Origin of the sequence: Lachnotalea glycerini (genome assembly GCF_003201285.1) — a bacterium.
Lineage (GTDB): Bacteria > Bacillota > Clostridia > Lachnospirales > Lachnospiraceae > Lachnotalea > Lachnotalea glycerini.
Genome location: NZ_QICS01000019.1, coordinates 1 through 26,762, shown reverse-complemented (window position 1 = coordinate 26,762; position 26,762 = coordinate 1). Strand labels below are relative to the sequence as shown.

40 protein-coding genes are annotated in these 26,762 nt (G+C 36.6%); all 40 read left to right on the top strand.

Translation table 11 applies throughout. From position 1 onward, the window contains the following. Nucleotides 1–101 precede the first annotated feature (101 nt). The 40 genes from C8E03_RS22900 to C8E03_RS20160 all read left to right on the top strand — a co-directional run bounded on the left by C8E03_RS22900 (nt 102) and on the right by C8E03_RS20160 (nt 26,715). Nucleotides 102–1,385: a DEAD/DEAH box helicase gene (locus C8E03_RS22900; RefSeq protein WP_110291990.1), complete on the top strand. Its 1,284-nt coding sequence runs from the start codon at nt 102–104 to the stop codon at nt 1,383–1,385. Between the two features lie 190 nt (nt 1,386–1,575). Next, nucleotides 1,576–2,352 carry a DNA adenine methylase gene (locus C8E03_RS20325; RefSeq protein WP_110291989.1) on the top strand — a complete coding sequence of 259 codons (777 nt, stop codon included), beginning with the start codon at nt 1,576–1,578 and terminating at the stop codon, nt 2,350–2,352. Between the two features lie 30 nt (nt 2,353–2,382). Next, nucleotides 2,383–2,571, top strand: coding sequence for a hypothetical protein (locus tag C8E03_RS20320; protein ID WP_110291988.1), 189 nt, complete (start codon nt 2,383–2,385; stop codon nt 2,569–2,571). A gap of 43 nt (nt 2,572–2,614) precedes the next feature. Beyond that, nucleotides 2,615–2,773, top strand: a complete 159-nt coding sequence (locus tag C8E03_RS22155; RefSeq protein ID WP_170123084.1) for a hypothetical protein — start codon at nt 2,615–2,617, stop codon at nt 2,771–2,773. A gap of 16 nt (nt 2,774–2,789) precedes the next feature. Continuing rightward, the gene (locus C8E03_RS20315; protein WP_110291987.1) at nt 2,790–3,098 is read left to right on the top strand and encodes a hypothetical protein; all 309 of its coding nucleotides are present in this window, start codon (nt 2,790–2,792) and stop codon (nt 3,096–3,098) included. 77 nt (nt 3,099–3,175) lie between these two features. Then, nucleotides 3,176–3,802, top strand: coding sequence for a DNA cytosine methyltransferase (locus tag C8E03_RS20310; RefSeq protein ID WP_110291986.1), 627 nt, complete (start codon nt 3,176–3,178; stop codon nt 3,800–3,802). A 34-nt stretch (nt 3,803–3,836) separates the two neighbouring features. Then, the gene (locus C8E03_RS20305) at nt 3,837–4,064 is read left to right on the top strand and encodes a hypothetical protein (RefSeq protein ID WP_094375899.1); all 228 of its coding nucleotides are present in this window, start codon (nt 3,837–3,839) and stop codon (nt 4,062–4,064) included. Nucleotides 4,065–4,075: 11 nt separating this feature from the next. Continuing rightward, a complete protein-coding gene (locus C8E03_RS22150) occupies nt 4,076–4,216 on the top strand; it encodes a hypothetical protein (protein WP_170123083.1) in 141 nt (46 codons plus the stop codon). 73 nt (nt 4,217–4,289) lie between these two features. Next, nucleotides 4,290–5,417, top strand: coding sequence for a hypothetical protein (locus C8E03_RS20300; RefSeq protein ID WP_110291985.1), 1,128 nt, complete (start codon nt 4,290–4,292; stop codon nt 5,415–5,417). 58 nt (nt 5,418–5,475) lie between these two features. After that, entirely contained in the window at nt 5,476–5,901 is a 426-nt protein-coding gene (locus C8E03_RS20295) for a hypothetical protein (RefSeq protein WP_110291984.1), read from the top strand. A gap of 270 nt (nt 5,902–6,171) precedes the next feature. Beyond that, a complete protein-coding gene (locus tag C8E03_RS22145) occupies nt 6,172–6,399 on the top strand; it encodes a hypothetical protein (protein WP_170123082.1) in 228 nt (75 codons plus the stop codon). Further along, a complete protein-coding gene (locus tag C8E03_RS20290; protein WP_170123081.1) occupies nt 6,356–6,802 on the top strand; it encodes a DUF2335 domain-containing protein in 447 nt (148 codons plus the stop codon). Before C8E03_RS22145 ends, C8E03_RS20290 begins: the two co-directional genes overlap by 44 nt. A gap of 93 nt (nt 6,803–6,895) precedes the next feature. Then, nucleotides 6,896–7,642 (top strand): phage terminase small subunit, encoded by a 747-nt coding sequence (terS, locus tag C8E03_RS20285; protein WP_110291982.1) that lies wholly within the window; start codon nt 6,896–6,898, stop codon nt 7,640–7,642. Further along, nucleotides 7,627–8,904 carry a PBSX family phage terminase large subunit gene (locus tag C8E03_RS20280; protein WP_110291981.1) on the top strand — a complete coding sequence of 426 codons (1,278 nt, stop codon included), beginning with the start codon at nt 7,627–7,629 and terminating at the stop codon, nt 8,902–8,904. The genes terS and C8E03_RS20280 overlap by 16 nt, the downstream gene beginning before the upstream one ends. 13 nt (nt 8,905–8,917) lie before the next feature. Then, on the top strand, nt 8,918–10,303 hold the full coding sequence (locus tag C8E03_RS20275; protein ID WP_110291980.1) for a phage portal protein: 1,386 nt from the start codon (nt 8,918–8,920) through the stop codon (nt 10,301–10,303). Next, nucleotides 10,290–11,321, top strand: a complete 1,032-nt coding sequence (locus tag C8E03_RS20270; RefSeq protein WP_110291979.1) for a minor capsid protein — start codon at nt 10,290–10,292, stop codon at nt 11,319–11,321. Before C8E03_RS20275 ends, C8E03_RS20270 begins: the two co-directional genes overlap by 14 nt. A 22-nt stretch (nt 11,322–11,343) precedes the next feature. Further along, a complete protein-coding gene (locus C8E03_RS20265) occupies nt 11,344–11,703 on the top strand; it encodes a hypothetical protein (RefSeq protein ID WP_242993667.1) in 360 nt (119 codons plus the stop codon). A 110-nt stretch (nt 11,704–11,813) separates the two neighbouring features. Further along, nucleotides 11,814–12,518, top strand: a complete 705-nt coding sequence (locus C8E03_RS20260; protein WP_242993666.1) for a phage scaffolding protein — start codon at nt 11,814–11,816, stop codon at nt 12,516–12,518. Nucleotides 12,519–12,538: 20 nt separating this feature from the next. After that, on the top strand, nt 12,539–13,486 hold the full coding sequence (locus tag C8E03_RS20255) for a major capsid protein (RefSeq protein ID WP_110291976.1): 948 nt from the start codon (nt 12,539–12,541) through the stop codon (nt 13,484–13,486). A 14-nt stretch (nt 13,487–13,500) separates the two neighbouring features. Further along, nucleotides 13,501–13,629 carry a hypothetical protein gene (locus C8E03_RS22650; protein WP_278321206.1) on the top strand — a complete coding sequence of 43 codons (129 nt, stop codon included), beginning with the start codon at nt 13,501–13,503 and terminating at the stop codon, nt 13,627–13,629. Between the two features lie 11 nt (nt 13,630–13,640). Beyond that, a complete protein-coding gene (locus C8E03_RS20250) occupies nt 13,641–13,985 on the top strand; it encodes a phage head-tail connector protein (RefSeq protein WP_110291975.1) in 345 nt (114 codons plus the stop codon). Continuing rightward, nucleotides 13,976–14,356 carry a hypothetical protein gene (locus C8E03_RS20245; protein WP_110291974.1) on the top strand — a complete coding sequence of 127 codons (381 nt, stop codon included), beginning with the start codon at nt 13,976–13,978 and terminating at the stop codon, nt 14,354–14,356. Before C8E03_RS20250 ends, C8E03_RS20245 begins: the two co-directional genes overlap by 10 nt. 11 nt (nt 14,357–14,367) lie before the next feature. Continuing rightward, the gene (locus C8E03_RS20240) at nt 14,368–14,865 is read left to right on the top strand and encodes an HK97 gp10 family phage protein (protein WP_110291973.1); all 498 of its coding nucleotides are present in this window, start codon (nt 14,368–14,370) and stop codon (nt 14,863–14,865) included. Beyond that, complete coding sequence (locus C8E03_RS20235; RefSeq protein WP_110291972.1) at nt 14,865–15,296, top strand: phage tail terminator family protein; 432 nt, start codon at nt 14,865–14,867, stop codon at nt 15,294–15,296. Before C8E03_RS20240 ends, C8E03_RS20235 begins: the two co-directional genes overlap by 1 nt. Next, nucleotides 15,297–15,482 (top strand): hypothetical protein, encoded by a 186-nt coding sequence (locus tag C8E03_RS20230; protein ID WP_110291971.1) that lies wholly within the window; start codon nt 15,297–15,299, stop codon nt 15,480–15,482. It abuts the gene before it with no gap. Further along, nucleotides 15,479–16,786: a phage tail sheath family protein gene (locus C8E03_RS20225; protein ID WP_110291970.1), complete on the top strand. Its 1,308-nt coding sequence runs from the start codon at nt 15,479–15,481 to the stop codon at nt 16,784–16,786. Before C8E03_RS20230 ends, C8E03_RS20225 begins: the two co-directional genes overlap by 4 nt. Nucleotides 16,787–16,801: 15 nt before the next feature. Beyond that, complete coding sequence (locus C8E03_RS20220) at nt 16,802–17,302, top strand: phage tail tube protein (RefSeq protein ID WP_242993664.1); 501 nt, start codon at nt 16,802–16,804, stop codon at nt 17,300–17,302. A 10-nt stretch (nt 17,303–17,312) separates the two neighbouring features. Further along, complete coding sequence (locus C8E03_RS20215) at nt 17,313–17,729, top strand: phage tail assembly chaperone (protein WP_110291969.1); 417 nt, start codon at nt 17,313–17,315, stop codon at nt 17,727–17,729. A gap of 240 nt (nt 17,730–17,969) precedes the next feature. After that, complete coding sequence (locus C8E03_RS20210; protein ID WP_110291968.1) at nt 17,970–18,455, top strand: hypothetical protein; 486 nt, start codon at nt 17,970–17,972, stop codon at nt 18,453–18,455. Between the two features lie 58 nt (nt 18,456–18,513). Further along, nucleotides 18,514–20,640, top strand: coding sequence for a tape measure protein (locus tag C8E03_RS20205; protein WP_110291967.1), 2,127 nt, complete (start codon nt 18,514–18,516; stop codon nt 20,638–20,640). A gap of 3 nt (nt 20,641–20,643) precedes the next feature. Further along, nucleotides 20,644–21,327, top strand: coding sequence for a LysM peptidoglycan-binding domain-containing protein (locus C8E03_RS20200; RefSeq protein WP_110291966.1), 684 nt, complete (start codon nt 20,644–20,646; stop codon nt 21,325–21,327). Between the two features lie 13 nt (nt 21,328–21,340). Further along, nucleotides 21,341–22,300 (top strand): XkdQ/YqbQ family protein, encoded by a 960-nt coding sequence (locus C8E03_RS20195; RefSeq protein WP_110291965.1) that lies wholly within the window; start codon nt 21,341–21,343, stop codon nt 22,298–22,300. After that, nucleotides 22,300–22,659: a DUF2577 domain-containing protein gene (locus tag C8E03_RS20190; protein WP_110291964.1), complete on the top strand. Its 360-nt coding sequence runs from the start codon at nt 22,300–22,302 to the stop codon at nt 22,657–22,659. Before C8E03_RS20195 ends, C8E03_RS20190 begins: the two co-directional genes overlap by 1 nt. Before the next feature lie 11 nt (nt 22,660–22,670). After that, complete coding sequence (locus C8E03_RS20185; protein WP_110291963.1) at nt 22,671–23,081, top strand: DUF2634 domain-containing protein; 411 nt, start codon at nt 22,671–22,673, stop codon at nt 23,079–23,081. Continuing rightward, nucleotides 23,081–24,157, top strand: a complete 1,077-nt coding sequence (locus tag C8E03_RS20180; RefSeq protein WP_110291962.1) for a baseplate J/gp47 family protein — start codon at nt 23,081–23,083, stop codon at nt 24,155–24,157. Before C8E03_RS20185 ends, C8E03_RS20180 begins: the two co-directional genes overlap by 1 nt. Further along, entirely contained in the window at nt 24,150–24,695 is a 546-nt protein-coding gene (locus C8E03_RS20175) for a putative phage tail protein (RefSeq protein WP_110291961.1), read from the top strand. The genes C8E03_RS20180 and C8E03_RS20175 overlap by 8 nt, the downstream gene beginning before the upstream one ends. An 11-nt stretch (nt 24,696–24,706) precedes the next feature. After that, nucleotides 24,707–25,702, top strand: a complete 996-nt coding sequence (locus tag C8E03_RS20170; protein WP_110291960.1) for a phage baseplate protein — start codon at nt 24,707–24,709, stop codon at nt 25,700–25,702. 16 nt (nt 25,703–25,718) lie between these two features. Continuing rightward, entirely contained in the window at nt 25,719–26,096 is a 378-nt protein-coding gene (locus tag C8E03_RS20165) for a hypothetical protein (RefSeq protein ID WP_110291959.1), read from the top strand. Then, on the top strand, nt 26,096–26,221 hold the full coding sequence (locus tag C8E03_RS22645; protein ID WP_278321205.1) for a CD1375 family protein: 126 nt from the start codon (nt 26,096–26,098) through the stop codon (nt 26,219–26,221). Before C8E03_RS20165 ends, C8E03_RS22645 begins: the two co-directional genes overlap by 1 nt. Nucleotides 26,222–26,241: 20 nt before the next feature. Next, nucleotides 26,242–26,715, top strand: a complete 474-nt coding sequence (locus C8E03_RS20160) for a phage holin family protein (RefSeq protein WP_110291958.1) — start codon at nt 26,242–26,244, stop codon at nt 26,713–26,715. Nucleotides 26,716–26,762: the final 47 nt, after the last annotated feature.

Sequence of the window (26,762 nt, the reverse complement as noted above, 5' to 3'; positions counted from 1 at the left end):
TATTCAAGCCACATGCCTACCAACAACATTGTATTGATAAAATTTATGATACCAAAAAAATAGGACTGTTCCTTGATATGGGTTAAGGCCTCGGGAAAACAGTGACAACATTGACAGCCATAAAGGATTTAAAATATAACCGATTCCAAGTTCGTAAGGTTTTAGTAATAGCCCCAAAGAAAGTAGCAGAGGGTACATGGACGAAAGAAAAGGATAAATGGGAACACACAAAAATGCTTCGTGTTTCAACAGTACTAGGAAGTTTACAAAAGAGAATTAGAGCTTTAAATACGCCGGCAGATATTTATATCATTAACCGTGAAAATGTTGCGTGGTTGGTTGATTATTATCGAAATGCTTGGCCATTTGACATGGTGGTTGTAGATGAATCAAGTAGTTTTAAGAGTCATAAAGCAAAGAGATTTAAAGCCTTAGCAAGCATGGGCGGTCATATTGATAGAATGATAGAACTTACCGGAACACCGTCACCTAATGGACTAAATGATTTATGGTCGCAGGTATTCCTGTTAGACGGTGGAGAGCGATTGGGAAAAAAATATACACAATTTAGAGAAAGATACTTTGATCCAGGCGATAGGGGAAACAATGTAATCTATAACTACAAAGCGAAACCCGGAAGTGAAAATAGTATTCTGGAAAAGATATCAGATATCTGCATCAGCATGAAATCAGAGGATTATTTACAACTTCCGGATATCACATATCACCAAATACCGGTGGAGTTGGATTCAAAATCAAGTAAGGCATATTACGAACTTGAACGACAAATGGTATTAGCATTACCGGATACGGAAGATGAGATAAGTGTTACGAGCGCGGCGGCTTTAAGCAATAAGCTTTTACAGCTTGCCAATGGTGCCCTTTATGATGAGGACCATGTCGCACATGAAGTACATAATTGTAAGATTGAAGCATTCATGGAACTAATTGAATCCTTACAAGGTAAACCGGCTTTGGTATTTTATAATTATCAACACGACCGTGAGAGAATCCTAAAGGTACTTAAACCTACAGGATTAAGGGTAAGGGAACTTAAGACTACACAGGACGAAGATGATTGGAATAATCATGAAATTGATATCCTGCTAACACATCCTGCAAGCAGTGCGTATGGACTTAATTTGCAACAAGGAGGCAATCATGTAATCTGGTTTGGCCTTACATGGAATTATGAATTATATACACAGGCAAATAAAAGACTACACCGTCAAGGACAATTGGGCAAGGTTATTATCCATCATTTAGTTTGTAGCGGTACCAGAGACGAGGATGTCATGGAAGCACTTGAACGCAAGGACGATGTACAGAATTGGGTAATGAAAAGTCTTAAAGCCAGAATACAAAAATATAAAGAATCGGCTTAGTAAGGAGCGGTGAATAAACGGGAAAAGGTAGAACCACAAAGGAAATAAAGAACGATAAAAGCAGAGAACATGATCGTTTAGAAAAGGATATATCACGTACAGCACGTGAAACCTTTGAACGACCTGCTTATGATACAGGGTGTAACCGACAGTGTTCTTTGTGTAAGAAGATAAAGTAAAGGAGTAAAGCATGAAAAATCTACTAAGATATCCAGGAAGTAAAAAAAGGATAGCACCTTGGATTATATCACATATTCCAAAGCATCATAGTTATTTAGAGCCATATGCAGGAGGTCTGGCCGTATTATTAAATAAAGAACCATCTAGGATAGAGACAGTAAATGATTTGGATGATGATGTAATTAATCTATTTAGGGTAATAAAAAATGATGGTACCAGAGAAGATTTAATACATAAAATCGTATATACACCATATGCAAGAAAAGAGTATGATAATTCCTTTCCGGAAAGTGATGATAATTTATCAGACGTGGAAAGAGCAAAAAACTTTCTTATTCGGTCGGGCATGGGGCATGGTTTTAGACTTTGTGAAAAATGCGGGTGGAAGAAAGATGTTTATGCAAGAGAAGCGGCATACGCAGTTAGATATTGGAATGATTTACCTACAAATATTACTAATGTAGCACAAAGGCTTAAAATGGTTCAAATCGAACATAAGCCGGCAATTGAATTAATTAAATCTTTTAATCATGACAATGTTTTAATTTATGCTGATCCACCATATGTTTTGTCAACAAGAACTAGAAAACAGTATAAACATGAAATGACAAACGAGGATCATATTGAACTGCTAGAAGTTTTGTTGCAGCATACTGGACCAGTAATGTTATCGGGGTACGACAGCGAATTATATAATACATATTTATCAAATTGGAGAAAAGAATCCATTCCGGCAAGAGCGGAAAAATCACTACCGAGAACGGAATATTTGTGGATGAATTACTAAAGTAAATTAGGTTTTGGGAAAGGAGTATATATGAATTGGATTAAATATATTCTTCATCGTCATAAATGGTATTACAGCGGTAATTTTAGTGACCAGTATATATTTAAATGTGCAATCTGCCATAAAGAAAATAAAATTAATGTTATCAATAAATATTCAAAAGAAAAGATTAATGATATTAGAAAACAAATGAATGAATCAGTTAGTCATTTAAATTAATATTTAACGAGTAAAAGCAAACATTAATTAAGGAGGAATAAATATGTATAGCGTAGAAGATATGAAACAGTGTATACAAGAATGGTTTACAGATTGTTCTGATCCTATAGAGGTTGCTAGAACATATGCGGAAATTGAAAAAGAAACAGAAAAGCAGCTTGTATTTATGTTAGATACTTTTACAGTAAGCAATGAAAAGTAAGCATTAGGAGGGAAAAATGTTGCAGGTAGAAAAAGAACATAAGAGAACAACTCTTATTAGTAGCAAAAAAGAAGATTTAGTAAATCAGATCATGCACTTAGAGCATAACAATAATGTTTTACATGACACTATAAATCAGCAAGTAGAAAATTATAAAATGATGGAGAAAAATATAATTAAAAAATTACAAGAGAGAATTGCAAGTGCAGAGAAAGTTATTGTAAAAGAGTCATGCGATAAATTAGATGAAATTGCAAATGATACAGCAGAAGCATTTATATCAGCTTATCAAGACGCTATAGAAATCATTAAAGAAACTAGTTAATTTTAACATTAACAATTAAAAATAGAAAGGAGAACAGTTCCGGCCGGATAAAAGGGTACCCTTTCTTACATAGAAAAATGAAAATATTAGTAGCTTGTGAAGAAAGTCAAGCAGTAACAATAGAATTGAGAAAGTTAGGACACGAAGCATATTCTTGCGATATAGAGCCATGTAGCGGAGGGCATCCAGAGTGGCATATACAACAAGACGTGATTCCTATTTTGAAAGAAAAGTGGGATATGATAGTTGCTTTTCCTCCATGCACTTATCTTACAAATGCAGGAGCAAGGCATCTTTGGAAGAATCACCAATTGAATTTAGAGAGGTATCAAAAAGGATTAGAAGCAAAAGAATTTTTTATGATGTTTTACAATGCAGATTGTGAAAGAATTGGAGTAGAGAATCCAACACCAAGTCGAATATATGAGTTGCCAGAAAAAACACAGGTTATACAGCCGTATCAATTCGGGCATCCGTATACAAAACGTACACAATTATGGCTTAAGGGATTACCTAATCTGATACCAACGAATGAAGTAGAACCAGAACGGACCCAGTGCCCAAGCGGTTCATATTCGCATAAACATGGAGAAAAGCACAGAGGAATGTTTACAACAGATAGAGCTAAGAATCGTAGCAAAACATTTCCAGGAATCGCAAAGGCAAAGGCAATGGCAGAGCAATGGGCAGGAAAAGCGAAATAAAGTAGACTTTAACGAGGAAAGTGAGGTACTAAAATTGACATTAGAACAAGCAAAAGGACAGGACGAAGGAATACCTAATTTTAAAGTATTTGCATCTAAGTGTTGTGATTCTTGTACATCAGAAGATTATTGTCCATCATATTGCGATATGCTATCAAAAGCAGAGAAAATGCATTATGAAAAAATAGTTCAATCGTACGCGAAACATGATGGAGATTTAGTAAAAGTATCAAATTATATCAAAAGATATAAAGATAGATAGGGAGAAAAAATATGGAAAATATTAAAGAAATTGTAGAATCATTGTTAGGAGTAGCAGAATCTGTTTATGAAGTGTGTGAAGATGAAATTGAAAAGGCAAGAATGGATGGACAAGTAAGAGCATACAGAGAAGTCCTATCTCACCTAAATTAGTAATTAACAAAAAAAGGAAAGGAGTAAGAGGTTTGCGGCCGCATAAAGACGTCTTTACTCTAAGTACAAAATAATGAAAGAAAATTGTTTAGAAAGAATGGAACGGATTGACGGTAAAAAGAAAATTGCAGATTTTATGGTTAAGGAACAACAAACATATGAATTTAAAATAAAATATGCTGCTATCAGAGCAAGAGAGTTTGTAGAGGAATGCGAGAAGAGAGGACTTAATTACCATGTGTCTGTTGGTGGATTAGATAGCATCACCCTTTACTATTTCCTTAGAAGTATAGGAATTGAAGCCCAAGGTATATCAGTATCATATTTGGAGGATATTAGTATTCAAAAAGTTCATAGGGAACTTGGTTTAATAAGATTAAAATCTGTTCAAAAAGCAGATGGAACATATTGGAATAAGTCAAGTGTTTTGAATGAGTTTGGTTTTCCTGTTTTGTCAAAAGAAATTGCATCCAAGATTGAAACCCTTGCAAATCCTACCGAAAAGAATAAAACAGTGAGACATGCAATTGTTACTGGTGAAACAGGTGAATATGGTGGATTTCAGAAAAACAGTAGAATGAAAATGTCTCAAAAATGGCTTGAAAAGTTTGGTGGATATTCAAATGAAGAAGAGGGAACAGCTTATCAAATACCTTGCTTTAAGGTATCGTCAAAATGCTGTTATTACTTGAAAGAAAAGCCATGTGACGATTGGGCAAAGCAAAATAAAAGTGTTCCATTTTTGGGACTTATGGCATCAGAAGGTGGGCGTAGAGCAAAGAGCTTAAGACTAAATGGATGTAATTATTTTGGTAAATCAACAGTACGTTCAGCACCATTTGCTATTTTCAATAGACAGGACTTATTACAGTTAACACTTGATCTAAATGTTCCAGTACCAGAAATTTACGGAACGATTGAAAGAAAAGAGGATGGAACTCTTTATACTACAAAAGCGCAAAGAACAGGATGCAGTATGTGTGGCTTCGGTATCCACTTAGAAAAAAGACCGCATAGATTTGACCAGCTAAGAGAACGAAACCCAAAAGAATGGCACTACTGGATGTATGAGTGTTGTGAGGATAAACAAGGAAATAAATATGGCTGGGGAAAAGTGCTTGATTATATAGGTGTTAGATGGGAAAACCGACCAGAAGATATACAAGTATCAGGGCAACTTGAAATGGACTTAGGTAATTAAACTAATCTAATCATTAACCAAGTAAGAAAAAACCGAGAAAGAAAAGAGGTGAATAAATTTGACAAAGGAAGAATTACAAAGAGAGAATGAAAATAAAAAAGAGTATCTTAGGTCGTATCAGGGGCTATTGAAGAACATAAAACTTCTGCAGGTTGAGATAGATCAACTTAGGATATCAAAAATGAATCCCAGCGTTACATATGACGATATGCCGCACCCAAACAACAATACTGACCTATCCACATACGCGGCAGTGTTAGACAGCAAAGAGAGACAGTTAGCTGACGTGAAAGAGCGGGCTTTGATACGATATGGGGAGATAGCGGACAAGATTGAAAACATGAGTGATGCCACCGAGAGGTCACTGCTTACATTGAAATATCTTAGGTTATTAACGTTTGACGAAGTTGCGGAGAAGTTGGATTACAGTGCACGCAATACGATAAGAAAGCATGGCATTGCATTAAAACACTTTATGATGTAAGTTGGCATAGTATGTCATAGCGTGTCACTAGATTGCGCCATAGATAACGTGTTATAGTTAAAGTGCGAAGAATGGATTTAAAGAATCCTCCTTAATTATTTTTAGAAAGCATTCTACAATTGTGTAGGGTGCTTTTTTGAAAAATTATTAAAGCACTAATACGAAATATTGTATTAAATTTACATTTTCATTGCATTTTTACAGTATATTTGATATAAATATAGTATACACATGGTATATTTTGACATGCAAGTAATAGGAGGTGTCAGTATGTATAAAAGTCAATATATGGAAAAGGTTCCCAATTCTAAAGAGGGATTAGCTAGGGTTTTGGATATGGGTTCAACAATAAATAAAAAAAAGTATGGAATAACAAAAAATGCTACTAAAGTAGATGAAGAAGCCATACACTCAGACTGGGAAGCGATTGGTACGGATATTAGGAGGGCTATTGATGAATTCAGAGATAGTAAATACCACGGAATCAACAGAGGATGATGAGGGTTTATATCCTTATGAAGAAGAATTAAGTAATTCTGAGATGGCAGTTTCTTATGAACATAGCAGTATGCATATAGGACCAATACCTTCTCCAGAAGTGTTAGCTGAATACAATAAGATTGATCCTACTTTTGCAAATAGAATACTGGTGATGGCGGAACAACAATCTTTGCATAGACAGGAAATAGAAAAGCGAATAGTAAAATCTGGAGTTAATGATAGTAAGCTAGGTATCATATTTGGATTTATTATTGGGCTAGCTGCTTTGATTGTAAGTTTAGTACTTGGTTTAAACGGCAGAACTATAGCATCCTCTTTGTTGGGAGTATCAGGATTAGTTGGATTAGTTTCAGTCTTTATATACGGAACTAGGAGTAACGGGAACGAAGATAAGAGTTAGAAGAATAGACAAAATCAAGGAATCAAGGAATCATCGTTTTTGATGATTCCTTTTTTAATACAACAAATCAGAACGAATACGAGGTGGTGGTGAATGCCAAGAGCAAGGGACCCTAATAGGGAAGCCGCTTTTTTAATTTATAAAGAGCATAAGGGTAATATCGATTTGGTTGAGATTGCAAGTCAACTAAATTTATCAGCCGGAACAATAAGGGGCTGGAAGTCAAAAGACAAATGGGAACAGCAGTTGAATGGAACGCTCCCAACAAGTACGGAACGTTCTAAACGTTCTAAAGGTGGTCAGCCGGGGAATAAAAATTCCGTTGGTCATGCCTCAAGTACGCCAGAGGGAAATAAGAGAGCAGAGAAGCACGGCTTCTTTGCCAAGTGGCTGCCAGAGGAAACCGCCGAGATAATGCAAGCGATTGAAAAAACAAATCCACTTGATATCCTCTGGGATAATATTCAGCTACAGTTTACTGCCATTGTAAGGGCGCAAAAGCTTATGTTTGTAAAAGACCAGGAAGACGTCACTACAACAAAGATAGGAGAGGGTTACAGCGATACAGGAAGTAGTGAAAAGTGGGAAGTGCAGCAGGCATGGGATAAACATGCAACCTTTCTAAAAGCGCAGTCAAGAGCCATGGGTGAACTAAGGTCCATGATAAAACAATATGATGAAATGCTGCATAAAAATTGGGAGGATGCTACAGAAGAACAAAAGGCAAGAATTGCCTTACTCAAAGCCAAAGCTTACACGGATGAGAATGACCAGATAGAGGATGATGGATTTCTTGAAGCTTTATCAGGAAAGGTTGATGTAGTATGGCAGGAGGAATAAGGCGGGCAATCTTCAAATTCAAACCATTTTCAAACAAGCAACTGAAAGTATTAACCTGGTGGCTTCCAAACTCTCCTGTAAAGGATAGAGATGGTGTTATAGCAGATGGAGCAATACGGTCAGGAAAGACCTTATCCATGTCATTGTCTTATGTTATGTGGGCTATGGAAACATTTGACGGGCAAAACTTTGGAATGTGTGGTAAGACGATAGGATCCTTTCGAAGAAACGTTTTATTTTGGCTGAAACTAATGCTGCGGTCAAGAGGTTATGGTGTTACCGATCACAGAGCCGATAATTTGGTTGTTATAACAAAAGGCAATAAGACAAATCTTTTTTATATATTTGGTGGTAAAGATGAACGGTCACAAGATTTGATACAAGGTATCACTCTTGCAGGCTGTTTTTTTGATGAAGTTGCACTTATGCCGGAATCATTTGTAAATCAGGCAACAGGGCGCTGTTCCGTAGATGATTCAAAGTATTGGTTCAATTGTAACCCTGATGGACCATATCATTGGTTTAAAACAAACTGGATTGATAAGCAGGTAGAAAAGAATTTATTATACTTACATTTCACAATGGATGATAATCTAAGTCTATCCGAAAAGATAAAGGCCAGATATCGATCAATGTATTCAGGGGTATTCTTTCAGCGATATATTCAAGGATTGTGGGTAGTAGCTGAGGGAATTATTTATGATATGTTTGATAAGGCCAAACACACGGTACAAAGCCTATCAGATTTATTAAAAGATACTTATTATGTCAGTGTCGATTATGGAACACAGAATGCAACCGTTTTTCTTTTATGGAGTAAAAGCACAGACGGAAAATGGATATGTATTAAAGAGTATTATTATTCTGGCCGCGATGAAGATAGCCAGAAAACAGATAGTGAGTATGCTGACGATCTGAAAGTTTTTTTGGAAATCATAAAGCCCAAAGCAATTGTAATTGACCCAAGTGCAGCCTCTTTCATAGCTGAACTTAGAAAACGAGGGTACCAGATAAAAAAAGCAAATAATGATGTGCTTGACGGTATCCGGTATGTAGCAACGCTCCTGAATCAAGAAAAAATTGCATTTTCTGAGCAGTGCATTAACACAATAAAAGAATTTAATTCTTATATCTGGGATGCAAAGGCAACTGAACGAGGAGAGGATAAGCCAGTGAAACAACATGATCATGCAATGGATGCAGTTAGATATTTTTGCTATACAATAATTCGCAAGAAGAATGGAATATCAATATTAAAATAAAGCAGGTGAGAAAATGGAATTAGAAGTAATTAAGAAGCTAATTAAAAAGCATGAAATGGGACATGCATCATTTGTTACAAAAGCAATGACAGCAGAGAGATATTATCGCAATGAAACAGATGTATTAAACCAAAAAAGAAAAGAAGATGAAGAGGGGAATCCACTTAGAAATGCAGATAATAGAATCCCTCGCAATTTTCACGGTCTTATTGTTAATCAGAAAACTTCCTATACTTTCACGGCACCGCCACTATTCGATATTGGCAATAGTGCTAATAATAAGAGAATAACGGAGATTCTTGGTGATGAGTACGCAAAAAACTGCATGGAGTTATGTGTTAATGCCGCGAATGCTTCTACCGCATGGATTCATTATTGGAAGTCTGACGACGGTTTTGAATGGGCGGTAGTTGATAGCAAACAAATCATTCCGGTATGGTCCAAAAATCTAAAAAAGAAGTTACAAGGTGTATTTCGGGTATATAGTGATATAGATGAGGATACAGGTGATAAATATACTATTTATGAGTACTGGACAGATAATGAGTGTCAGGCTTATAGGAGAAAGGCATCTGATACATTAGATGAGGGATTAGCGATTTACAATATGTTTATTAATGCGGAAAGCGGAGAAGAATTTGCGAATTACCAACATGGATTCAACAGAGTACCTTTTATACCTTTCAGAAATAATAATATTGGTACTGGTGATCTAGATAATATTAAACGTCTTATCGATGTGTACGACAAGGTATATAGTGGTTTCATAAATGACCTAGACGATATTCAAGAACTTATATTTGTGTTATCAGGATATGGAGGCGAATCACTTAATGGATTCCTGCAAGAGCTTAAGAAGTATAAGACTATCAAGGTAGATGGTGACGAAAGTAATAATCCGGGAGTAAGTACGTTAAGCATAGAAATACCTTTAGAAGCGCGTAAGACCGTCTTGGACGTTACAAGAAAAGCTATATTTGAGCAAGGACAGGGATTTGACCCACAGCCCGAAAACTTTGGTAATCAGTCGGGAGAAGCTCTTAAATTTATGTACTCATTGCTTGAAATGAAAGCAGGGTTGATGGAAACAGAGTTTAAATTAGGATTTGCTGAACTTATTAGAGCTATTTGTGAATTTTACAATATAGAATGCAAAACTATTATCCAAACATGGACCCGCACTAGTATTAAGAGCGATACGGAGCAGGCTCAAATTTGTAAGGATAGTGTAGGCATAGTATCAACACGTACAATCCTAAAGAATCATCCGCTTGTTGAGGACGCGGATAAAGAATTGAAATATCTGCAAGAAGAAGAGGAGGAAAAACAAAAAAAGGAAAATCAGTATAAAGACGCATTCAATCAATTTACTGTAGGTGATAATAATGCCACAGAATAATGAATACTGGAAAAATCGTTATTTACAGCTAGAAGAGGCAGCTCATAGAAACAGTTTAGAATTAGTAAACGTACTGGAAAATCAATACTATAAAGCTCAGCAGGAAATTGAAGCTAAAATAGCAGTATGGTATCAAAGATTTGCGGATAACAATAACATTTTTTTAGTCGAGACAAGAAAATTTCTTAATTCAGAAGAGCTAAAAGAGCTTAAATGGAATGTAAAAGAGTATATTAAATATGGCAAGGAAAATGCTATCAGTGAAGTGTGGATGAAGCAGTTAGAGAACGCTTCGGCTAAGTATCATATTACACGATTAGAAGCTTTAGAGCTGCAACTACAGCAAGAAATTGAAAAACTATATGGTAATCAATTAGACCAAATCGATAAGGAAATGAAAGAAGTATACTTGTCGAGATATTACCATACAGCATATGAGGTACAGAAAGGATTTAAGATAGCTTGGGACGTAGCGGTAGTTAATGATAAGCAGTTAACCACTATCATATCTAAGCCTTGGGCGGTTGACGGTAAGAATTTTTCCGAACGCATATGGGGGAGTAAGTCAAAGCTACTCAATGAGATACATACAGAACTTACACAAAGCATTATGCTAGGCAGAACACCTGATAAAACAATTAGTAATATTGCTAAACGCATGAATGTTTCAAAAACACAAGCAGGACGGCTTGTAATGACCGAGCAGGCTTATTTTTCCAGTGTAGCACAAAAAGATTCCTTTAATGAATTAGACGTTGAGAAATATGAAATAGTAGCTACGTTAGACAGTCATACGTCAGATATATGCCGGACATTGGACGGCAAAGTGTATGAAATGAAAGATTATGTCGCAGGTTCAACCGCCCCGCCGTATCATGTATGGTGCAGGACTACAACGGTACCGTATTTTGATGACAACTACGGTAAGAGAATAGCAAGAAAAGCAGATGGTAAGACATATTATATTGATGCAGATATGAACTATAATGAGTGGTATGACAAATATATAGCGGATTAAATAAATAAAAATGGAGGTGGATATGAAAGTAGATGTTCTTGGAACAGAGTATAAGATAGAAATACATAAGTTTGATAACGATGTCACTTTAAAAAACAATTCGTGGGCGGCGTATTGTTGCAGTGACAAGCCACTTATTGTTATTGGCGATTTGGACGATGACCAAAATTTTAAATTTCATGATGATAAAGAAAAGGATACTTACTTTAAAAGTTGTTTACGGCATGAAATAGTCCACGCATTTTTAAATGAATCAGGGTTAAAGGACAGCGCGCAAAGCCCTAATGGGCCTTGGAGTAAGAATGAGGAAATGGTGGATTGGATAGCAATTCAGTTTCCCAAAATATTGCAAGCTTTTAGAGAAATTAAATGCGAAGAATAAAAAAGGAAGGTAATCCAGCTATCTCCCTATAAGACCAGGGTAAGGTCTTATTTTTGTGTCCGAAATGACGTTTAAACTAAATTAACTCTAGCATGACGAGATATAAACTCATGTATCGCAGTGGTGACACCACGTTTAAAAACACAGCGATTGAAAGGAGCACCATGGAATTTTTAAAAGAACTTTTAGGAGAGAATTACTCAGTCATTGAAACTGCTATCAATACTCATAATGCAAAGCCGGAAAACAAAGATAAACAAATAAAAATTGGTAATCTTGCAAATGGTGAATATGTGAGTAAAGATAAGTATGCGACATTAGAGAGTGAAAAGAAGAATCTCGAGATTCAGATTACTACTTTAAATGGAACAATTGAGACTCTCAAAAAAGACAACAAGGGCAATGATGCACCTCAAAACACGATTAAAGAGAATGAAACAACTATTAACAATTTGAAGTTAGAGAATGAAACTATTAAGAAAGAGTATAGCTTAAAAGATAAGCTAAGAGAGGCGGGGGTTAATGATCCTGACTATTTAATTTACAAGCATGGTGGGGTTGAAAAATTTAATTATGACAAAGACGGGAGTCCAGTAGGAGTTGAGGACTCTATTAAGCGGTATAAGGATGATAAGACATTGGCGCATCTATTCAAAGCAGATAAGCCGCCATATAATCCGGCAGGTGGTGGAGATTACAATGGCAAAAATCCTTTTGAAAAGGATAGTTTCAATCTAACAGAACAAGGAAAATTAATGAAAGAGAATCCGGCACAAGCAAAAGAGTTGGCAAGTGCGGCAGGAATCGTTATTTAAGAAAGGTAAAGGTGTTTTAAATGGCAAAAACAAAAATTAGTGACATAATTGTACCCGAGGTATTTAACCCCTACGTTATCCAAAGAACAATGCAGTTATCAGCGTTATATAACAGTGGGATAATATCAAATAATCCAGAATTAGATCGATTGGCTTCTTCTGGTGGTTCTACAATCAATATGCCATATTGGGAAGATTTAGGCGGAGACGATGAAGTGTTATCTGATGATGGAGCGTTAATCCCGGGTAAAATTACCGCTGGACGGGATGGCGCGGCTCTATTGATGCGCGGTAGAGCATGGAGTACAAATGATTTAGCAAAAGCTTTGTCCGGTTCAGACCCAATGGCAGCTATAGGTGACTTGGTTGCGGAGTATTGGGCTAGGCGAATGCAAGCAACTACTATTAAATTATTAGATGGTGCATTTGCAGCAAGCAATATGACCAATAAAGTGTCTGATATTTCAGCAGCAGCGGGTGACGCGGCTAAGATAGATGGTGAGACATTTCTGGATGCATTACAGAAGATGGGAGACGCTAAAGATAAACTGACTGGTGTTATTATGCACTCCGCTACAGAAACGCAGTTACGTAAAAACAATTTAATTCAAACTGAATTAGATTCAAATAATAAGCCTATCTCATTATTCATGGAAAAGAGAGTTATTATTGACGATTCATGCCCGATTGCAAATGGAGTATACACCACTTATTTATTCGGACAAGGTGCAATTGGTCTAGGTAACGGGGCAGCGCCAGTTCCTACGGAAACAGACAGAGATAGCCTTGCAGGTGATGATATCTTAATCAACCGTAAACATTATATCTTGCATCCAAGAGGGGTAAAATGGATTGGAACAGCGGCAGGTTCTTCCCCTACTAATGTAGAATTAGCAACAGGTACAAACTGGTCTAAGGTGTATGAAGATAAAGCGATTCGTATGGTTAAATTCATACACAAGCTGTAAGAAAGGGTGATTTTATGAGTGCTACAGCATTCCAGAGAATGAGGCGTGAAGCGAAATTGGAAGAATTACAGGAGCCTAAGAAAAAGGCTTCTAACACAGAAAAAGAGGTAAAAGAGCCTAAGAAAAAGGCTCCTAATAGTTAGGAGTTGGTAGTATGGATTTAAGCAAATTGAAACGGCTACTAGGACTAGATATAGACGATAAAACAAAAGACGTTCCTCTGCAATTTATTATTGATAATGTAAAAGAAATGATATTGAATTACTGCAATATGGATGAACTTCCGGAGGGGCTATTTAACACTGCTTACCGCATGGCTATTGACCTATATAGAAACGAGTCACCGGGGGACGAAAGTACTCCCCTTGGTACGGTTTCATCTATTACGACGGGAGATACCTCAACAAGCTTTTTGAGTACGACTAATGAATTTAAAGATAGTCTTTTAAAAGATTATAAAAAGCAATTGAACCGGTACAGGAGGATAGAATGGATGTAATTGGAAAAGCTATGGAGCAGTCAAGAAAAGCGATAGAAAAGTTTTATAAAGGCACATGCAATGTTTATGAAAGACAGAATGTAACGGATGCTGATATACATATTACGAAGAAACAGGAAGTACTTGTGTTAGAGAATCAGCCTTGCAAGCTGTCTTTTACGTCTCTAAAGGCTACAGATATGCAGGGCGGTGCTGCAACTGTTACGCAGACCCCTAAGCTGTTTATTGCTCCTGAAATCAATATTAAACCCGGCTCAAAGATTGAAGTTACACAAAACAATGCGACTAAATTATATCAACGAAGCGGAGAAAGCGGAAAGTTTACCACGCATCAAGAAATAGTATTAGAATTATTCGCGAAGTATGCATAGGGGGTTACGCAATGGCTGATTGGGGTTCTTGTGATTTTACAGAATTAAAAAAGTTCAGGGATAAAATAGAATCATTATCAGAGGGGCGGGTGGATGAATTCTGCACGGTTGTAGCGAAAGAGCTTGCAGCCAGGTTAATTGCAAAAGTGATAAAGCGTACTCCGGTTAGAAAATCAGAGGATTGTCCGGCAGGGGTAAAAGGCGGAACATTAAGGCGTGGTTGGACTACGCAGAAATCCGGTGGTGGTTCGGAAGGACTAAAAACCAATGGTGCATCAGAATATGTTAACACATTAAAAGTGCATCATTACGGTGGTTATTATGTCGTAGAAATTACTAATCCGGTTGAGTATGCGTCATATGTTGAATACGGACACCGAAAGCGCGGCGGGAAAGGATGGGTGAATGGCCGGTTTATGATGACCATGTCAGAAAAGGAACTGGAAAGGCAGGCACCTGCAGTTATTCAAAAGAAATTAATGAGCTATCTGAAAGGAGTGTTTAATTAATGCTTAAAAAGACAATTGTAGGTATTTCCAAAGCTCTACACGAGGTATTCAAAGAAGCATACGCAATACATATTGATGATATAGAGCAAGACCTGAACACTCCCTGTTTTAAAATCACCTCGCTCAATCCGTCACAGGAACAAAGATTAGGAAAACGGTATGAGCGCTTTCAACCTTTCGATATTATTTATTTTCCTAACAATGAAAAGGAGTGCACATGTGAGTGCATGGAAGTGACAGAAAAGCTGTTTGATGTACTTGAGTATATAAGTATTGACGGTGATTTAGTCAGGGGCATTAATATGAGTGCAGAGATACAAGATGGCATATTGCATTTCTTTGTAGATTTCAATATGTTTGTGATAAAGCAGCAAGAGCGAATCAATATGAACGATATTAATTCGGATGTATCACTAAAGGAGGATGAATAGATGGCATCAAAAAAAGAAGCTGCTGAAAAGGCAGCAAATACATTTACAAAAGAACAAATACTAAATTCAAAAAAGTATGTTCACTTGAAAGATTTGGTGAATGTACTTCTTTTAGATTCCAAGACTTATACATCGGCGGAAGTTGATAAAAAAATTGAAGATTTCAAGAAAGGCAAGGTGAAATAATGCTAGGTGGCGGAACATTTACAACACAAAATAAAGTATTACCGGGTGCTTACATTAACTTTGTTAGTGTAGCAAGAGCAAGTGCTACATTATCTGATCGAGGTATTTGTGCAATCCCTATGGAATTAAATTGGGGCATGGACGGTGAAGTATTTACTGTAGAAAATAGCGATTTTGAGAAGAATTCTCTTAAGATATTAGGCTACAGCTATGATGCAGACGAAGTATTAAACATTAGAGAAGTATTCAAGCACGCAAGGACATTACATGTGTATCGTTTAAACTCTGGTGAGAAAGCAACGAATACATATGCTACCGCTAAATATTCAGGTACAAGAGGAAATGATATTAAAATCGTTATTCAGGCGAATGCAGATGATGAAAATCAGTTTGATGTAATTACCTACTTAGGTGCTTCTAAAGTTGACACACAGACGGTTTCAGTTTCAAATGAATTAGTCGCAAACGATTACATTATGTTTAAGACGGGAGCCACATTAGAAGCGACGGCGGGAATTGCATTGTCAGGTGGTACTAATTTAGCAACCCTAACTGGTACACAGTATCAGGATGCACTTGACAAGCTTGAGAGTTATTCGTTTAACACACTAGGTTGCGTATCTACTACCGATACAATTAAGGCTTTGTTTGTGGCTTATACAAAGCGTATGCGTGATGAAGCAGGTGTGAAGTTCCAGACAGTAATTTATAATTATGGGGCTGATTATGAGGGTGTAATTAATGTAAAGAATAAGATTACAGAAGCGGGAATGCCAGAGCAAAACATTGTTTACTGGACTGTAGGAGCGCAAGCCGGATGCGCAGTAAATAAATCAAATACGAATATCACTTATGATGGTGAATATACGGTTGATGTTAATTACAAACAATCAGAGCTTGAAGCAGCAATTTTGGCCGGAGAATTTGTTTTTCATAAAGTAGGCGTAGAAGTAAGGGTACTAGAGGATATCAACTCATTCGTTACCTTTGTATCGGATAAAAATTCAGATTTCAGTTTAAACCAAGTAATACGTATCCTAGACCAGATTGGGAATGATATTGCGGTATTATTCAATACTCGTTATTTAGGCAAAATCCAGAATAATGAAGCAGGAAGAGTAAGCTTTTGGAATGATATGGTTGTCTACAATAAAGAACTCGAAACACTGAATGCGATTGAGGGATTCGAGAGTACGGACGTTACAGTTAAAGCAGGAAATGACAAACGTTCTGTAGTTGTTACCAATGCAGTACAGCCGGTTGCAGCAATGGAAAAACTATACATGACTGTTATGGCATCCTAAGAAAGGAGTGTTAGAATGTTAAAAATGAATTTACAGTTTCATGCGGGCGAAACAACGATGAATGCCAGGGATGCAGTAAGCGCAAAGTTGGGTTCTTGCTATGTAACTATCGGGGATAACCGTTATCTGCTTATGCAGTTAAAAAACATTGAAGTTAAATATGAGAAATCAAAAAGTGAAGTACCTATACTGGGCAGGACAACCGCGGGCAACAAAACCAATGGGGGCAAAATTACCGGGTCAGCTACTATTTATCATAATACGGATATTTTTACAAATATGATTTATCAGTACCAAGAAACCGGAGAAGATGTATATTTTGATATGGTTCTTACAAATGAGGATCCAACCAGTGCGGCGGGTGTCCGAAGTGTTACAATTAACGGATGTAATATTGACGGTACAGTCATAGCCGGTATGGATGCGGATGGTGACTGGTTAGAGCAGGATATCGACTTCACAGCCGAAAGGTTTGACATTGCAAAAGCATTCGCTGTCTTAAGTGGAATGCAATAAGGAGGAGTATATGAGTAACTTTAATTCATTTATGAAACAAAGTAAAATAGAAAGAAATAATATTCAGATTGCAGCAAGTGAAAGTTTTGAGGATGAAAAAGGGAATTCCCTAATGTGGGAAATTCGTTCGTTAAAAACAAAAGAAGCGGATTATATTCGTAATGAGTGTACTTCAATTAATCAGAAAGGGAAAAAGGTTGATGTTGACAATGCAAAATTCAATCGTATGATTGCGGCAAAATGTACGGTATTTCCTAATCTGAATGATAAAGAGCTGCAAGACAGCTATGGTGTTATGAGTGCCGAAGAACTGATTGTGGAAATGCTTGATAATGACGGAGAATATCAAGCTTATTGCCAAAAGATTCTTGAAATCTCGGGCTACAACAAAACGGATTCACAGTTAGTGGATGAAGCAAAAAACTAATTAATGGGGGTGATAGCGAAGCGAATTTTGCTTACTATTGCCTCCATAAATTCAAAATACTTCCTTCACAATTTGCTGAAATGGATAGATATGAAAAAGCTTTTATTATTGCAGCTATTGATATAAAAATAGAGACAGATAAAAAAGAGCAAGCAAAGGCAAGGAAAGCTGGAAAGAAGTAATTGCCATAATTTACCTTATGTTGTATGATAAAGAAAAACAAATTAGGGAGAAATATAAATGGGATTATTTAAACCAAAGCTTAGAAAAGATATTGAAGAAAAAATTAAAAATTTATCACCCAAATCATTTATATCAGTTGGACTTACAGCAGGCTTGCCATTGCCAGAAACTACAACGTGCCAATTGTATTATTGCGATGATAGAATTGAAATTGATGGAAACAATGTTAATTTTGTCTTACCGTTTAATAAAATTCAAGATATATCAATTAAAACTAGCGTTGAAATAGCTAAAAATTACGTTAGCAGCGCGGGTGGCGCAGTTGCAGGAGCAGTTTTATTCGGGGCGGTAGGTGCATTAATAGGTGGAAGAGTTAAAACAAAAACAGAGAAAAATTTGACTTCGTATCTAATATTTACATATATAGATGATAATAATGAAGTGAAATATATTGGATTTGATGTAACCTATACACCAAAGAGCAAGGAATTTGTTACACTGTACGAAAATCAAAAAGATAATATGCAAACAATAATATTATAGAAATAGGCCACTTACATTAATGTAGGTGGTTTTTTAGTGCGACAAGCGAGGTGATAAAATGGCAGGAATACACACTAGTGTAAATGTAAATGACGGTCTATCAGCGGCATTTAGAACTATGACACAATCTATCAATGTTTGCTTAAGTAGTTTTATAGAAATGCAGGAAGCCGCAGGTCAAGGGGTAAATACGGCATCTATACAAGCTGCTAGAAGTGCACTAAATGATGTAGATATTACAGCTGGTCAAGTTGCAGATGAAATTGCGGAAGCAAGAAATAGACAACAACAGTTTAATAATGAAGTTACAAGAGGAAACTCGGCAATGAGTGGACTTGTAGGTAAAGCAATAGGATTAGTAGGAGCTTATGCATCTTTGCAAGGAATTAAAGGACTTGCTGCAATATCTGACACAATGACACAAACGACAGCGAGACTTGATTTAATGAATGATGATTTACAAACTACCGCCGAACTACAACAAAAGATTTTTCAATCGGCACAGGATTCTCGTGCAGCCTATACAGACATGGCAAGTACCATATCAAAATTAGGATTATTAGCTAGTAAGGCGTTTTCAAGTAATGATGAAATTATAGAGTTTGCAGAATTAATGAACAAGGGTTTTGTTGTTGGTGGCTCGTCAGCAACTGAACAAGCATCTGCAATGTACCAATTAACACAAGCAATGGCAGCAGGAAAGCTACAAGGTGATGAATATAGAAGCATTATAGAAAATTCACCATTGTTAGCAAAATCTATTGAAGACTACATGATAAATGTAAAAGGCGCACAAGGATCCATGAAAGATTGGGCATCAGATGGAAAACTTACAGCAGACGTAATTAAAGCGGCGTTATTCGGTGCATCTAGTGAAATAAATGAAGCATTTGAAACTATGCCCATGACATGGTCACAAGTTGCAACAAGTATTAAAAACCAAGCACTCGTAGCTTTTCAACCGATACTTACAAAAGTCAATGAAATTGCCAATAGCGATAAATTACAAAGTTTTTCTAATGGTATAGTTAATAGCTTATATGCATTAGCAAGCGTTGCGTCAGGAGTATTTGATGTTTTAGTTACAGTAGGTTCGTTTTTATATGATAACTGGGATATGATAAGTCCAGTTATTTACGGTGTAGCTACTGCAATGATATTTTATACTGGAATTATAATTGCGCACAATGTCGTGCTTGGAATTAAAAACACGTTGACTGCTATTGCAGCATTAAGAGATAGTGTATATGCTGCAAAAATTATGTTAGCTACAGGAGCTACGTTTGCACAAACAGCAGCCCAAGTCGGATTAAATGCAGCATTATTAGCATGTCCGCTCACATGGATTATCTTATTAATAATTGCAGTTATAGCTGTAATTTATTTAGTTGTTGCCGCCATTAACCATTTTGCAGGTACAAGTTATAGCGCAACTGGTGTAATTATAGGAGCTTTTGCAGTCTTAGGTGCATTTATATGGAATACTGTAGTTGGGGTTCTTAATGCTATTATTCAATTTTTATGGTCTAGTTTCGTTGAGCCGTTTATTAGTATTATAGAGTGGGTATTAAATGCTGCAAATGGGGGATTTAATAGTTTTGGAGATGCAGTTGCTAACTTAATAGGACAAATAATATCATGGTTTTTGTCCTTAGGTAAGGTAGTAACAAAAATCATAGATGCAATATTCGGAACTGATTGGACTTCTGGACTATCATCCTTGCAAAATAGCGTTCTTGCATGGGGAAAGAACGAAAGTGCTATCACAATCAATCGAGATGCACCAACAATTAATTCAAGAATTGGCTATGGTGATGCTTGGGATACAGGTTATCAGTTTGGAAAGGGAATTGACGATAAAGTATCAGGAATGTTTTCGAGCGACGCTGCAGCCGGAACGCAAGGAAGCATACTAGATTCATTAGGAAACATAGACACCAACACTGCAAGCGGGGCAGAAAGTACAGATAAGATAGCGGACTCCTTAGAAATTACGGATGAGGATTTAAAGTATCTTAGGGATATAGCGGAAAGAGAAATTATTGATAGAACGGTATTCCAATCTCTGACGGTCGATATGGGCGGTGTAAGTAACACGGTTAATAATATGGCTGACTTGGACGGAATTGGAGATTATTTGGGTGATGTAATCATTCAAACAGCATCAGCCAGTATGGAGGGATAGGCTATGTACAGTATGTATTTTAATAAATGGTGGATTCCTGTTATACCTGAAAAAATCGCAATGAAAATTAATGGAAATAATAAAACTGTAAATCTCATAAATAATGGCGAAGTTAATGTCATTAAGCCTACCGGACTGACAGACATTGAATTTGATTTGCTGATTCCTAACATAAAATATCCATTTGTGCCACATGGTCCAGGGGGATTTAAGAGTGCTTACTTTCATCTTGAAAAGCTAGAAAGATTCAAGAAACAAAAAAAGCCTTTTACATGGACGGTATATAGAGAATTGCCGTCCGGCAAAAAGCTATTTTCCACCAGTATGCTTGTAACGCTTGAAGATTACACGATAAAAGAGGATGTAAAAGAGGGTTTTGACGTTATTGCAAGTGTAAAGCTTAAGCAGTATGTAAAGTACGGAGTCAAAAAAGTAAAGCTTGTTACTAATTCAGATGGCACTATATCGGTAAAAAAAAGCGGTAGCAGGGCAAACGTAAGCAGTCCCTCTGAAAGCCTGCCAACTACACATAAAGTAGCTGCAAATGATACGATATGGAGCTTGGCAAAGTATTATTATAATGACGGATTAAAGTATAGTCCAATTTGGCATGCGAACGAAGATAAGCTTAAAAATCCCGAGGATTTAGTTGTTGGGACAGTATTAACGATTCCCAAGACGGAGTAAAGAGGGTGATGCATTGAAAATACAATTATTAACTTATACATCAGATGCGATTTATGAGCCATGTACAGAGGAAAATATTGAGCTTACAAGTGAGCGGAAAGGAATTCCTGCAAAACTAGTGTTTAAAGTATTGAAAGATAGTGGCTATCCTATGTATGAAGGACAGGCTGTCACACTTAAAATCAATGGCACAGGAGTATTTTACGGTTACATTTTTACTAAGAACAGGGATAAAGAGCAGCGTATTACTTACACCTGCTACGACCAGTTGAGATATTTTAAGAACAAAGATACTTATGTGTATACAGGGCTAACAGCAAGTAGTTTAATACAGATGATTTGTGAGGACTTTGGCTTAAAAGTAGGGAATGTATCTGACACGGGCTATGTAATACCCCAAAGGATAGAGAGCAATAAGACCCTATTTGATATTGTGCAGAATGCATTAGATTTAACTATGGTTAATACAAATTCCTTGTATTGTTTATATGATAGTTATGGGTCTATTACTCTTTCCAATGTTTCAGATATGAAAGTACCTATGGTAATTGATTCCGAAACAGGACAAAACTTTGATTATCAGAGCAGTATAGACGAGCAGACTTACAATAAAATAAAACTTACTTATGATAATAAAACTACTGGAAAAAGAGAAGTTTATATTGCACAAGACAGCAATAATATGAACCAATGGGGGATTTTGCAATATTTTGATACTCTCCAAGAGGGGGAAAACGGAGCAGAAAAGGTAAACCAGTTGCTTTCTTACTATGATAAAAAGAGCAGGAAATTAACGATTAAGGATGCATGGGGAGATGTGCGAGTGAGGGCCGGTACATCTCTTATTATTTCTCTTAAATTAGGTGATATATCAGTTAACAATTTTATGTTGTGCGAAAAAGTAACTCATAAATTTGGCAACAATCTTCACACCATGGATTTAACATTGATAGGAGGTGAGTTTATAGCATAATGGCAGATATGAATAAAGCAATCAAACAAGTAGCAATGGCCGCTGTAAATGAAAGTGAGCCGGCTACTTTTTTATATGGGACGGTTACAAGTGTAAGTCCTTTACAAATTCAAGTAGAACAAAAATTACTACTCTCAAAAGAGTTTCTTGTGCTGACAAAGAATGTAATTAACTATGAGGCAGAAATTGAAATTGATTGGAGTACGGAAAGTGAAACCTGTACAGCGGCACACGAGCATAAAATAACAGGAAAAAAGAAAGTAAAAGTATTAAATGCTTTAAAGTCAAATGACAAGGTAATCTTGTTAAAGCAACAAGGCGGTCAAATGTACTTAGTTATTGATAGGGTAAAGAGTTAGGCGGTGATGGAATGATTCCAGTTTTAAATTTAGATGATGATATACTAGAAGATTTAGAAGAAACGAGCGAACCGTCATACACTTATGAAATGAATCTTGAAACAGAGCGAATTAATGACTATTGTGACAATCTAGAAGCTGTGAAGCAGGCTATTTACAAAATTTTATGTACCGAACGATACAATTATATAATTTACTCGCAAGACTACGGGATAGAGTTGGAGGAATTAATTGGACAACCGACCTCCTATGTGATTCCAGAGTTGGAGCGTAGAATTATAGATGCTCTCATGCAAGATGATAGAATCATAGATGTATATAATTTTGAATTTGCTACTCCAAAGAAGAATGTTGTAACTGTAACTTTTAATGTCGATACCCAGTTCGGTACTTTAGCTATGGAAAGAGAGGTTGAATACTAATGTTTGAAGATAAAGATTATGAATCGCTCTTAGATGAAAAGCTAAGTAAAGTTGACTCAAAGTATGACAAACGAGAGGGTTCAATTATTTATGATGCATTAGCTCCGAACAGTGCAGAAGCTGCCATGATATATATTCAACTCGAATGGATGTTTAAACAAATGTTTGGAGACACTGCTGATCGGGAATATCTCATAAAGATTGCAAAAGACACAAGAGGTTTAGAGCCTAACAAAGCCACATATGCAATCTTAAAAGGTGAATTTAACATTGCTGTTGACATTGGTACAAGATTTAGCCTAGATACCTTAAATTATGCAGTTACAGAATTAATTGACGATTCTTTGCATACATACAAAGTTCAATGCGAAAAGGCAGGTGTAGAGGGAAATAAACACTTTGGCACAATGATACCGATTAACTACATTTCAGGACTTACACGGTGTGAATTAACCGGATTACTAATACCTGGTGAGGAGGAAGAGGGCACAGAAGTATTTAGGAAACGCTGGAGAGATGCGTTTAATGCGACTGCATTCGGAGGTAATAGAGCCGACTATACAGAAAAAATAAAGGCAATTGCAGGTGTTGGTGGGTGCAAGTGCTACAGAGCTACAAACGAGTCGGGCGAGCTTGTAGGGGGACATGTAAAATGTGTCATAATAGCATCGGATTATTCTGTCCCTACAAAAGAATTGGTAAATACAGTACAGCAAGTTATTGACCCAACACAGGACATGGAGGGATATGGACTTGCTCCGATTGGCCACGTAGCACATATACAATCTGTGACAGGCACTGTGATTAATATAGTAAGTACAATAACATATGATGCAGGTATTGCTTTTGTAGATATAAAAACACAAATCGAATCTGTAGTGGATAATTACTTTCTTTCATTGGCAAAAGCCTGGGAAACAAGCTCAAATCTTGTAGCTAGAATAAGTCAAATAGAGTCAGCCATTTTGAATGTTGATGGTGTGCAGGATATTGCTGATACAAAGCTAAATGGGGTAGCAAGCAATGTTATTCTAAGCGTTGATGCAATACCAGTTAGGGGGGAGATAAGTGGATAGAAAGCTTATTAAGTACTTACCTCTTTTTATGCAGACGTACGGTGAAATGGAACAAATAATGAATGTAGAGCAAGAAGAAATAGAGAGGGTGTGGGATGCCCTAAAAAATTTGTTAAGAGAGGCGTTCGTGACAGACGAAACTGAGATAGGTGCAACAAGATGGGAACGTATCTTAGAAATTAATCCCCTCGATACAGACACTCTTCTGCTTAGAAACTTTCGAATACAATGCAGACTAATTGAAGATTTACCTTTTACATATAGAACTTTGAACAATCAAATTAGGGCTTTATGTGGCAAGGATGGATATGAGATTAAATTAAATGAGGATGAATTCATATTGAGTGTTAGGGTAGCACTTACAACAAAAAAAATGGAATCTGAAGTAGCGAGGTTATGTGAAAGGGTGGTTCCGTTGAATTTGTTTTTGGATGTTACACTTAAGTATAATACACACGGGTTGTTGCATCCATACACTCATGGGTACCTTGGTGGATTCACACATCAACAATTAAGAGATGAACCATTTGAAGAATAGGAGGGACTAAAGTGGAGATCACAGAACATGGGCTAAAAAAGCCGGCCAGTGAAGATTTTTACAACGTAGAAGATTTTAATGATAATGCTCAGATTATTGAGGAACATTTGAGTGATACAGATATTCATGTTAATGCACAAAAAATAGCAGAAATAACTGAACCTGATGAATTGACTCAAATTGATATTACAGATACAAACAGTAATATGTGGGGAAAACTTAAAAAAGCAATTACAGTAATAAGTGAACATATTAATCAAGTAGCGACAGAAACAACCTTAGGGCACATTAAAATCGGCTTGGGTCTACAAATTTCAGATGGAGTAGCAAGTGTAAATATAGCTACACTGCTTGATAAGATTTATCCCATAGGATCAATTTATTTAAGCATTAACAATGTATCTCCAGCTGAATTTATAGGAGGAACATGGGAGCGATTTGCGCAGGGACGAACTTTAATCGGGGTCGATACTAATAATAGCAGCTATATTGATTCCCAAAAGATTGGCGGAAGTGAGACTACAATCCTACAAGTAAAAAATATGCCAGCTCATACACACAGCTATTCTTGGACAGGTAAGCCAAGCGGTTCAGCAAGTACAAGTGTTAACATTGGAGCCGCAGATAATCACTACCATAACTCTGGATCGCTTAGCGTGGGTTGGGCAGATATTCAAGGTAACGCCAATAATTTTGCAATCGACATGAACGATGGCATTGGGACGGGAGGGGTTTTTTCAGGAGGTGCATCTAATGCCTTAAGAGGAGTGAAGTCACCTGTAATACCAAACACAATTGATAATATATATTTAAATGCAAGCCATAGTCATACGGTAGGTGGGACAACTGATTGGGGTGGAGGGCACAATCATACCGTCACAGCAAGTACAAGTGTTAACATGAATAATTTAACAATCAATGGAACAACTGGAAGTAGCGGTAACGGATCTGCTGTTAATAACTTACAGCCTTTTATTACTTGTTACATGTGGAAGAGAATTGCTTAGAATGGAGGTAATAATTATGTTTAAATTAATTTTAAATGAAGTAGAAAAAGAATATGATATTTTAACAAATGCAAATGATAGTAGCTTTACTGTGATATGCGGCACATTGGACGAGGCTCTCAGTGTAAAAGATTTGCTTACGGTCAATGCTTTAAAGTTAGTTAAGTATAAGCAGGGAGAAGGTGTTTATAGCATAGTAGAAAACAAAGAGTACGCGAATAAATATCTTGTAGAAGAGATAAGTGATAAGTGCCAGGTTACATACTATCTAATCAATCACGTGGAAAATACCCTTGATAGCATAATTACTAGGCTTGCAGCTATGGAAGTCGCTAATAGTGTCACTTCCGAAGCTGTTGTAGAATTGGCATCTGCACTAGGAGGTGGTGAATAATGGTAGCACTCTATGTATACATGATTAATAATGGTAAATATACACTTAAACAAGTGCCGGTGCGTTGGTACAAGGAAGTAAAGGCTATTATAGAACCGGAATCAGCTATAGAAGAAAACAAATAAAAGAAAAGAGGTAAAGGACTATGACAAAATTAACAGAATTGCATAACACGACAAATTTAATTTATGGCACAATTGCAACGGTTGGAGCTGCACTATTAGGGAGATACTGGTTTCTATTCCTTGGATTTTTAGTAGCCAATATCATAGATTATACTACCGGCTTTATCAAAGCAAAATACTATTTGAAGAATGAAAGTTCAGCAGTCGGAGCAAAAGGAATCTTCAAGAAAGTTTGGTATTGGGTGGTGATTTGCATTGCCTTTTTTGTTTCCATTGTATTTCAGGATATGGGAAACATGGTGGGAATTGATTTAGGCTTCGTGGTACTGTTTGGTTATTTCACGTTGGCTACATATTTGATTAATGAGTTACGCAGTATCTTGGAAAACGTAGTTGCTATGGGAGCTAATGTACCAACATTCCTAATCAAAGGACTAGATATTGTCAATAAGAAAGTAGAAGATATAACAAATTCAGGTACAGAGGGTGAATAATCGCCCTCTTTTTAAACGTAGAAAGAGAGGTTAATATATATGGATAA

Excerpts from the sequence above, each read along its gene's own strand:
- C8E03_RS20325 (WP_110291989.1), top strand. The coding sequence starts at position 1,576 with ATGAAAAATCTACTAAGATATCCAGGAAGTAAAAAAAGGATAGCACCT.
- C8E03_RS20320 (WP_110291988.1), top strand. The coding sequence starts at position 2,383 with ATGAATTGGATTAAATATATTCTTCATCGTCATAAATGGTATTACAGC.
- C8E03_RS22155 (WP_170123084.1), top strand. The coding sequence starts at position 2,615 with ATGTATAGCGTAGAAGATATGAAACAGTGTATACAAGAATGGTTTACA.
- C8E03_RS20315 (WP_110291987.1), top strand. The coding sequence starts at position 2,790 with ATGTTGCAGGTAGAAAAAGAACATAAGAGAACAACTCTTATTAGTAGC.
- C8E03_RS20310 (WP_110291986.1), top strand. The coding sequence starts at position 3,176 with ATGAAAATATTAGTAGCTTGTGAAGAAAGTCAAGCAGTAACAATAGAA.
- C8E03_RS22150 (WP_170123083.1), top strand. The coding sequence starts at position 4,076 with ATGGAAAATATTAAAGAAATTGTAGAATCATTGTTAGGAGTAGCAGAA.
- C8E03_RS20300 (WP_110291985.1), top strand. The coding sequence starts at position 4,290 with ATGAAAGAAAATTGTTTAGAAAGAATGGAACGGATTGACGGTAAAAAG.
- C8E03_RS22145 (WP_170123082.1), top strand. The coding sequence starts at position 6,172 with ATGTATAAAAGTCAATATATGGAAAAGGTTCCCAATTCTAAAGAGGGA.
- C8E03_RS20290 (WP_170123081.1), top strand. The coding sequence starts at position 6,356 with ATGAATTCAGAGATAGTAAATACCACGGAATCAACAGAGGATGATGAG.
- terS (WP_110291982.1), top strand. The coding sequence starts at position 6,896 with ATGCCAAGAGCAAGGGACCCTAATAGGGAAGCCGCTTTTTTAATTTAT.
- C8E03_RS20280 (WP_110291981.1), top strand. The coding sequence starts at position 7,627 with ATGGCAGGAGGAATAAGGCGGGCAATCTTCAAATTCAAACCATTTTCA.
- C8E03_RS20275 (WP_110291980.1), top strand. The coding sequence starts at position 8,918 with ATGGAATTAGAAGTAATTAAGAAGCTAATTAAAAAGCATGAAATGGGA.
- C8E03_RS20270 (WP_110291979.1), top strand. The coding sequence starts at position 10,290 with ATGCCACAGAATAATGAATACTGGAAAAATCGTTATTTACAGCTAGAA.
- C8E03_RS20265 (WP_242993667.1), top strand. The coding sequence starts at position 11,344 with ATGAAAGTAGATGTTCTTGGAACAGAGTATAAGATAGAAATACATAAG.
- C8E03_RS20260 (WP_242993666.1), top strand. The coding sequence starts at position 11,814 with ATGTATCGCAGTGGTGACACCACGTTTAAAAACACAGCGATTGAAAGG.
- C8E03_RS20255 (WP_110291976.1), top strand. The coding sequence starts at position 12,539 with ATGGCAAAAACAAAAATTAGTGACATAATTGTACCCGAGGTATTTAAC.
- C8E03_RS22650 (WP_278321206.1), top strand. The coding sequence starts at position 13,501 with ATGAGTGCTACAGCATTCCAGAGAATGAGGCGTGAAGCGAAATTGGAA.
- C8E03_RS20250 (WP_110291975.1), top strand. The coding sequence starts at position 13,641 with ATGGATTTAAGCAAATTGAAACGGCTACTAGGACTAGATATAGACGAT.
- C8E03_RS20245 (WP_110291974.1), top strand. The coding sequence starts at position 13,976 with ATGGATGTAATTGGAAAAGCTATGGAGCAGTCAAGAAAAGCGATAGAA.
- C8E03_RS20240 (WP_110291973.1), top strand. The coding sequence starts at position 14,368 with ATGGCTGATTGGGGTTCTTGTGATTTTACAGAATTAAAAAAGTTCAGG.
- C8E03_RS20235 (WP_110291972.1), top strand. The coding sequence starts at position 14,865 with ATGCTTAAAAAGACAATTGTAGGTATTTCCAAAGCTCTACACGAGGTA.
- C8E03_RS20230 (WP_110291971.1), top strand. The coding sequence starts at position 15,297 with ATGGCATCAAAAAAAGAAGCTGCTGAAAAGGCAGCAAATACATTTACA.
- C8E03_RS20220 (WP_242993664.1), top strand. The coding sequence starts at position 16,802 with ATGTTAAAAATGAATTTACAGTTTCATGCGGGCGAAACAACGATGAAT.
- C8E03_RS20215 (WP_110291969.1), top strand. The coding sequence starts at position 17,313 with ATGAGTAACTTTAATTCATTTATGAAACAAAGTAAAATAGAAAGAAAT.
- C8E03_RS20210 (WP_110291968.1), top strand. The coding sequence starts at position 17,970 with ATGGGATTATTTAAACCAAAGCTTAGAAAAGATATTGAAGAAAAAATT.
- C8E03_RS20205 (WP_110291967.1), top strand. The coding sequence starts at position 18,514 with ATGGCAGGAATACACACTAGTGTAAATGTAAATGACGGTCTATCAGCG.
- C8E03_RS20200 (WP_110291966.1), top strand. The coding sequence starts at position 20,644 with ATGTACAGTATGTATTTTAATAAATGGTGGATTCCTGTTATACCTGAA.
- C8E03_RS20190 (WP_110291964.1), top strand. The coding sequence starts at position 22,300 with ATGGCAGATATGAATAAAGCAATCAAACAAGTAGCAATGGCCGCTGTA.
- C8E03_RS20185 (WP_110291963.1), top strand. The coding sequence starts at position 22,671 with ATGATTCCAGTTTTAAATTTAGATGATGATATACTAGAAGATTTAGAA.
- C8E03_RS20180 (WP_110291962.1), top strand. The coding sequence starts at position 23,081 with ATGTTTGAAGATAAAGATTATGAATCGCTCTTAGATGAAAAGCTAAGT.
- C8E03_RS20165 (WP_110291959.1), top strand. The coding sequence starts at position 25,719 with ATGTTTAAATTAATTTTAAATGAAGTAGAAAAAGAATATGATATTTTA.
- C8E03_RS22645 (WP_278321205.1), top strand. The coding sequence starts at position 26,096 with ATGGTAGCACTCTATGTATACATGATTAATAATGGTAAATATACACTT.
- C8E03_RS20160 (WP_110291958.1), top strand. The coding sequence starts at position 26,242 with ATGACAAAATTAACAGAATTGCATAACACGACAAATTTAATTTATGGC.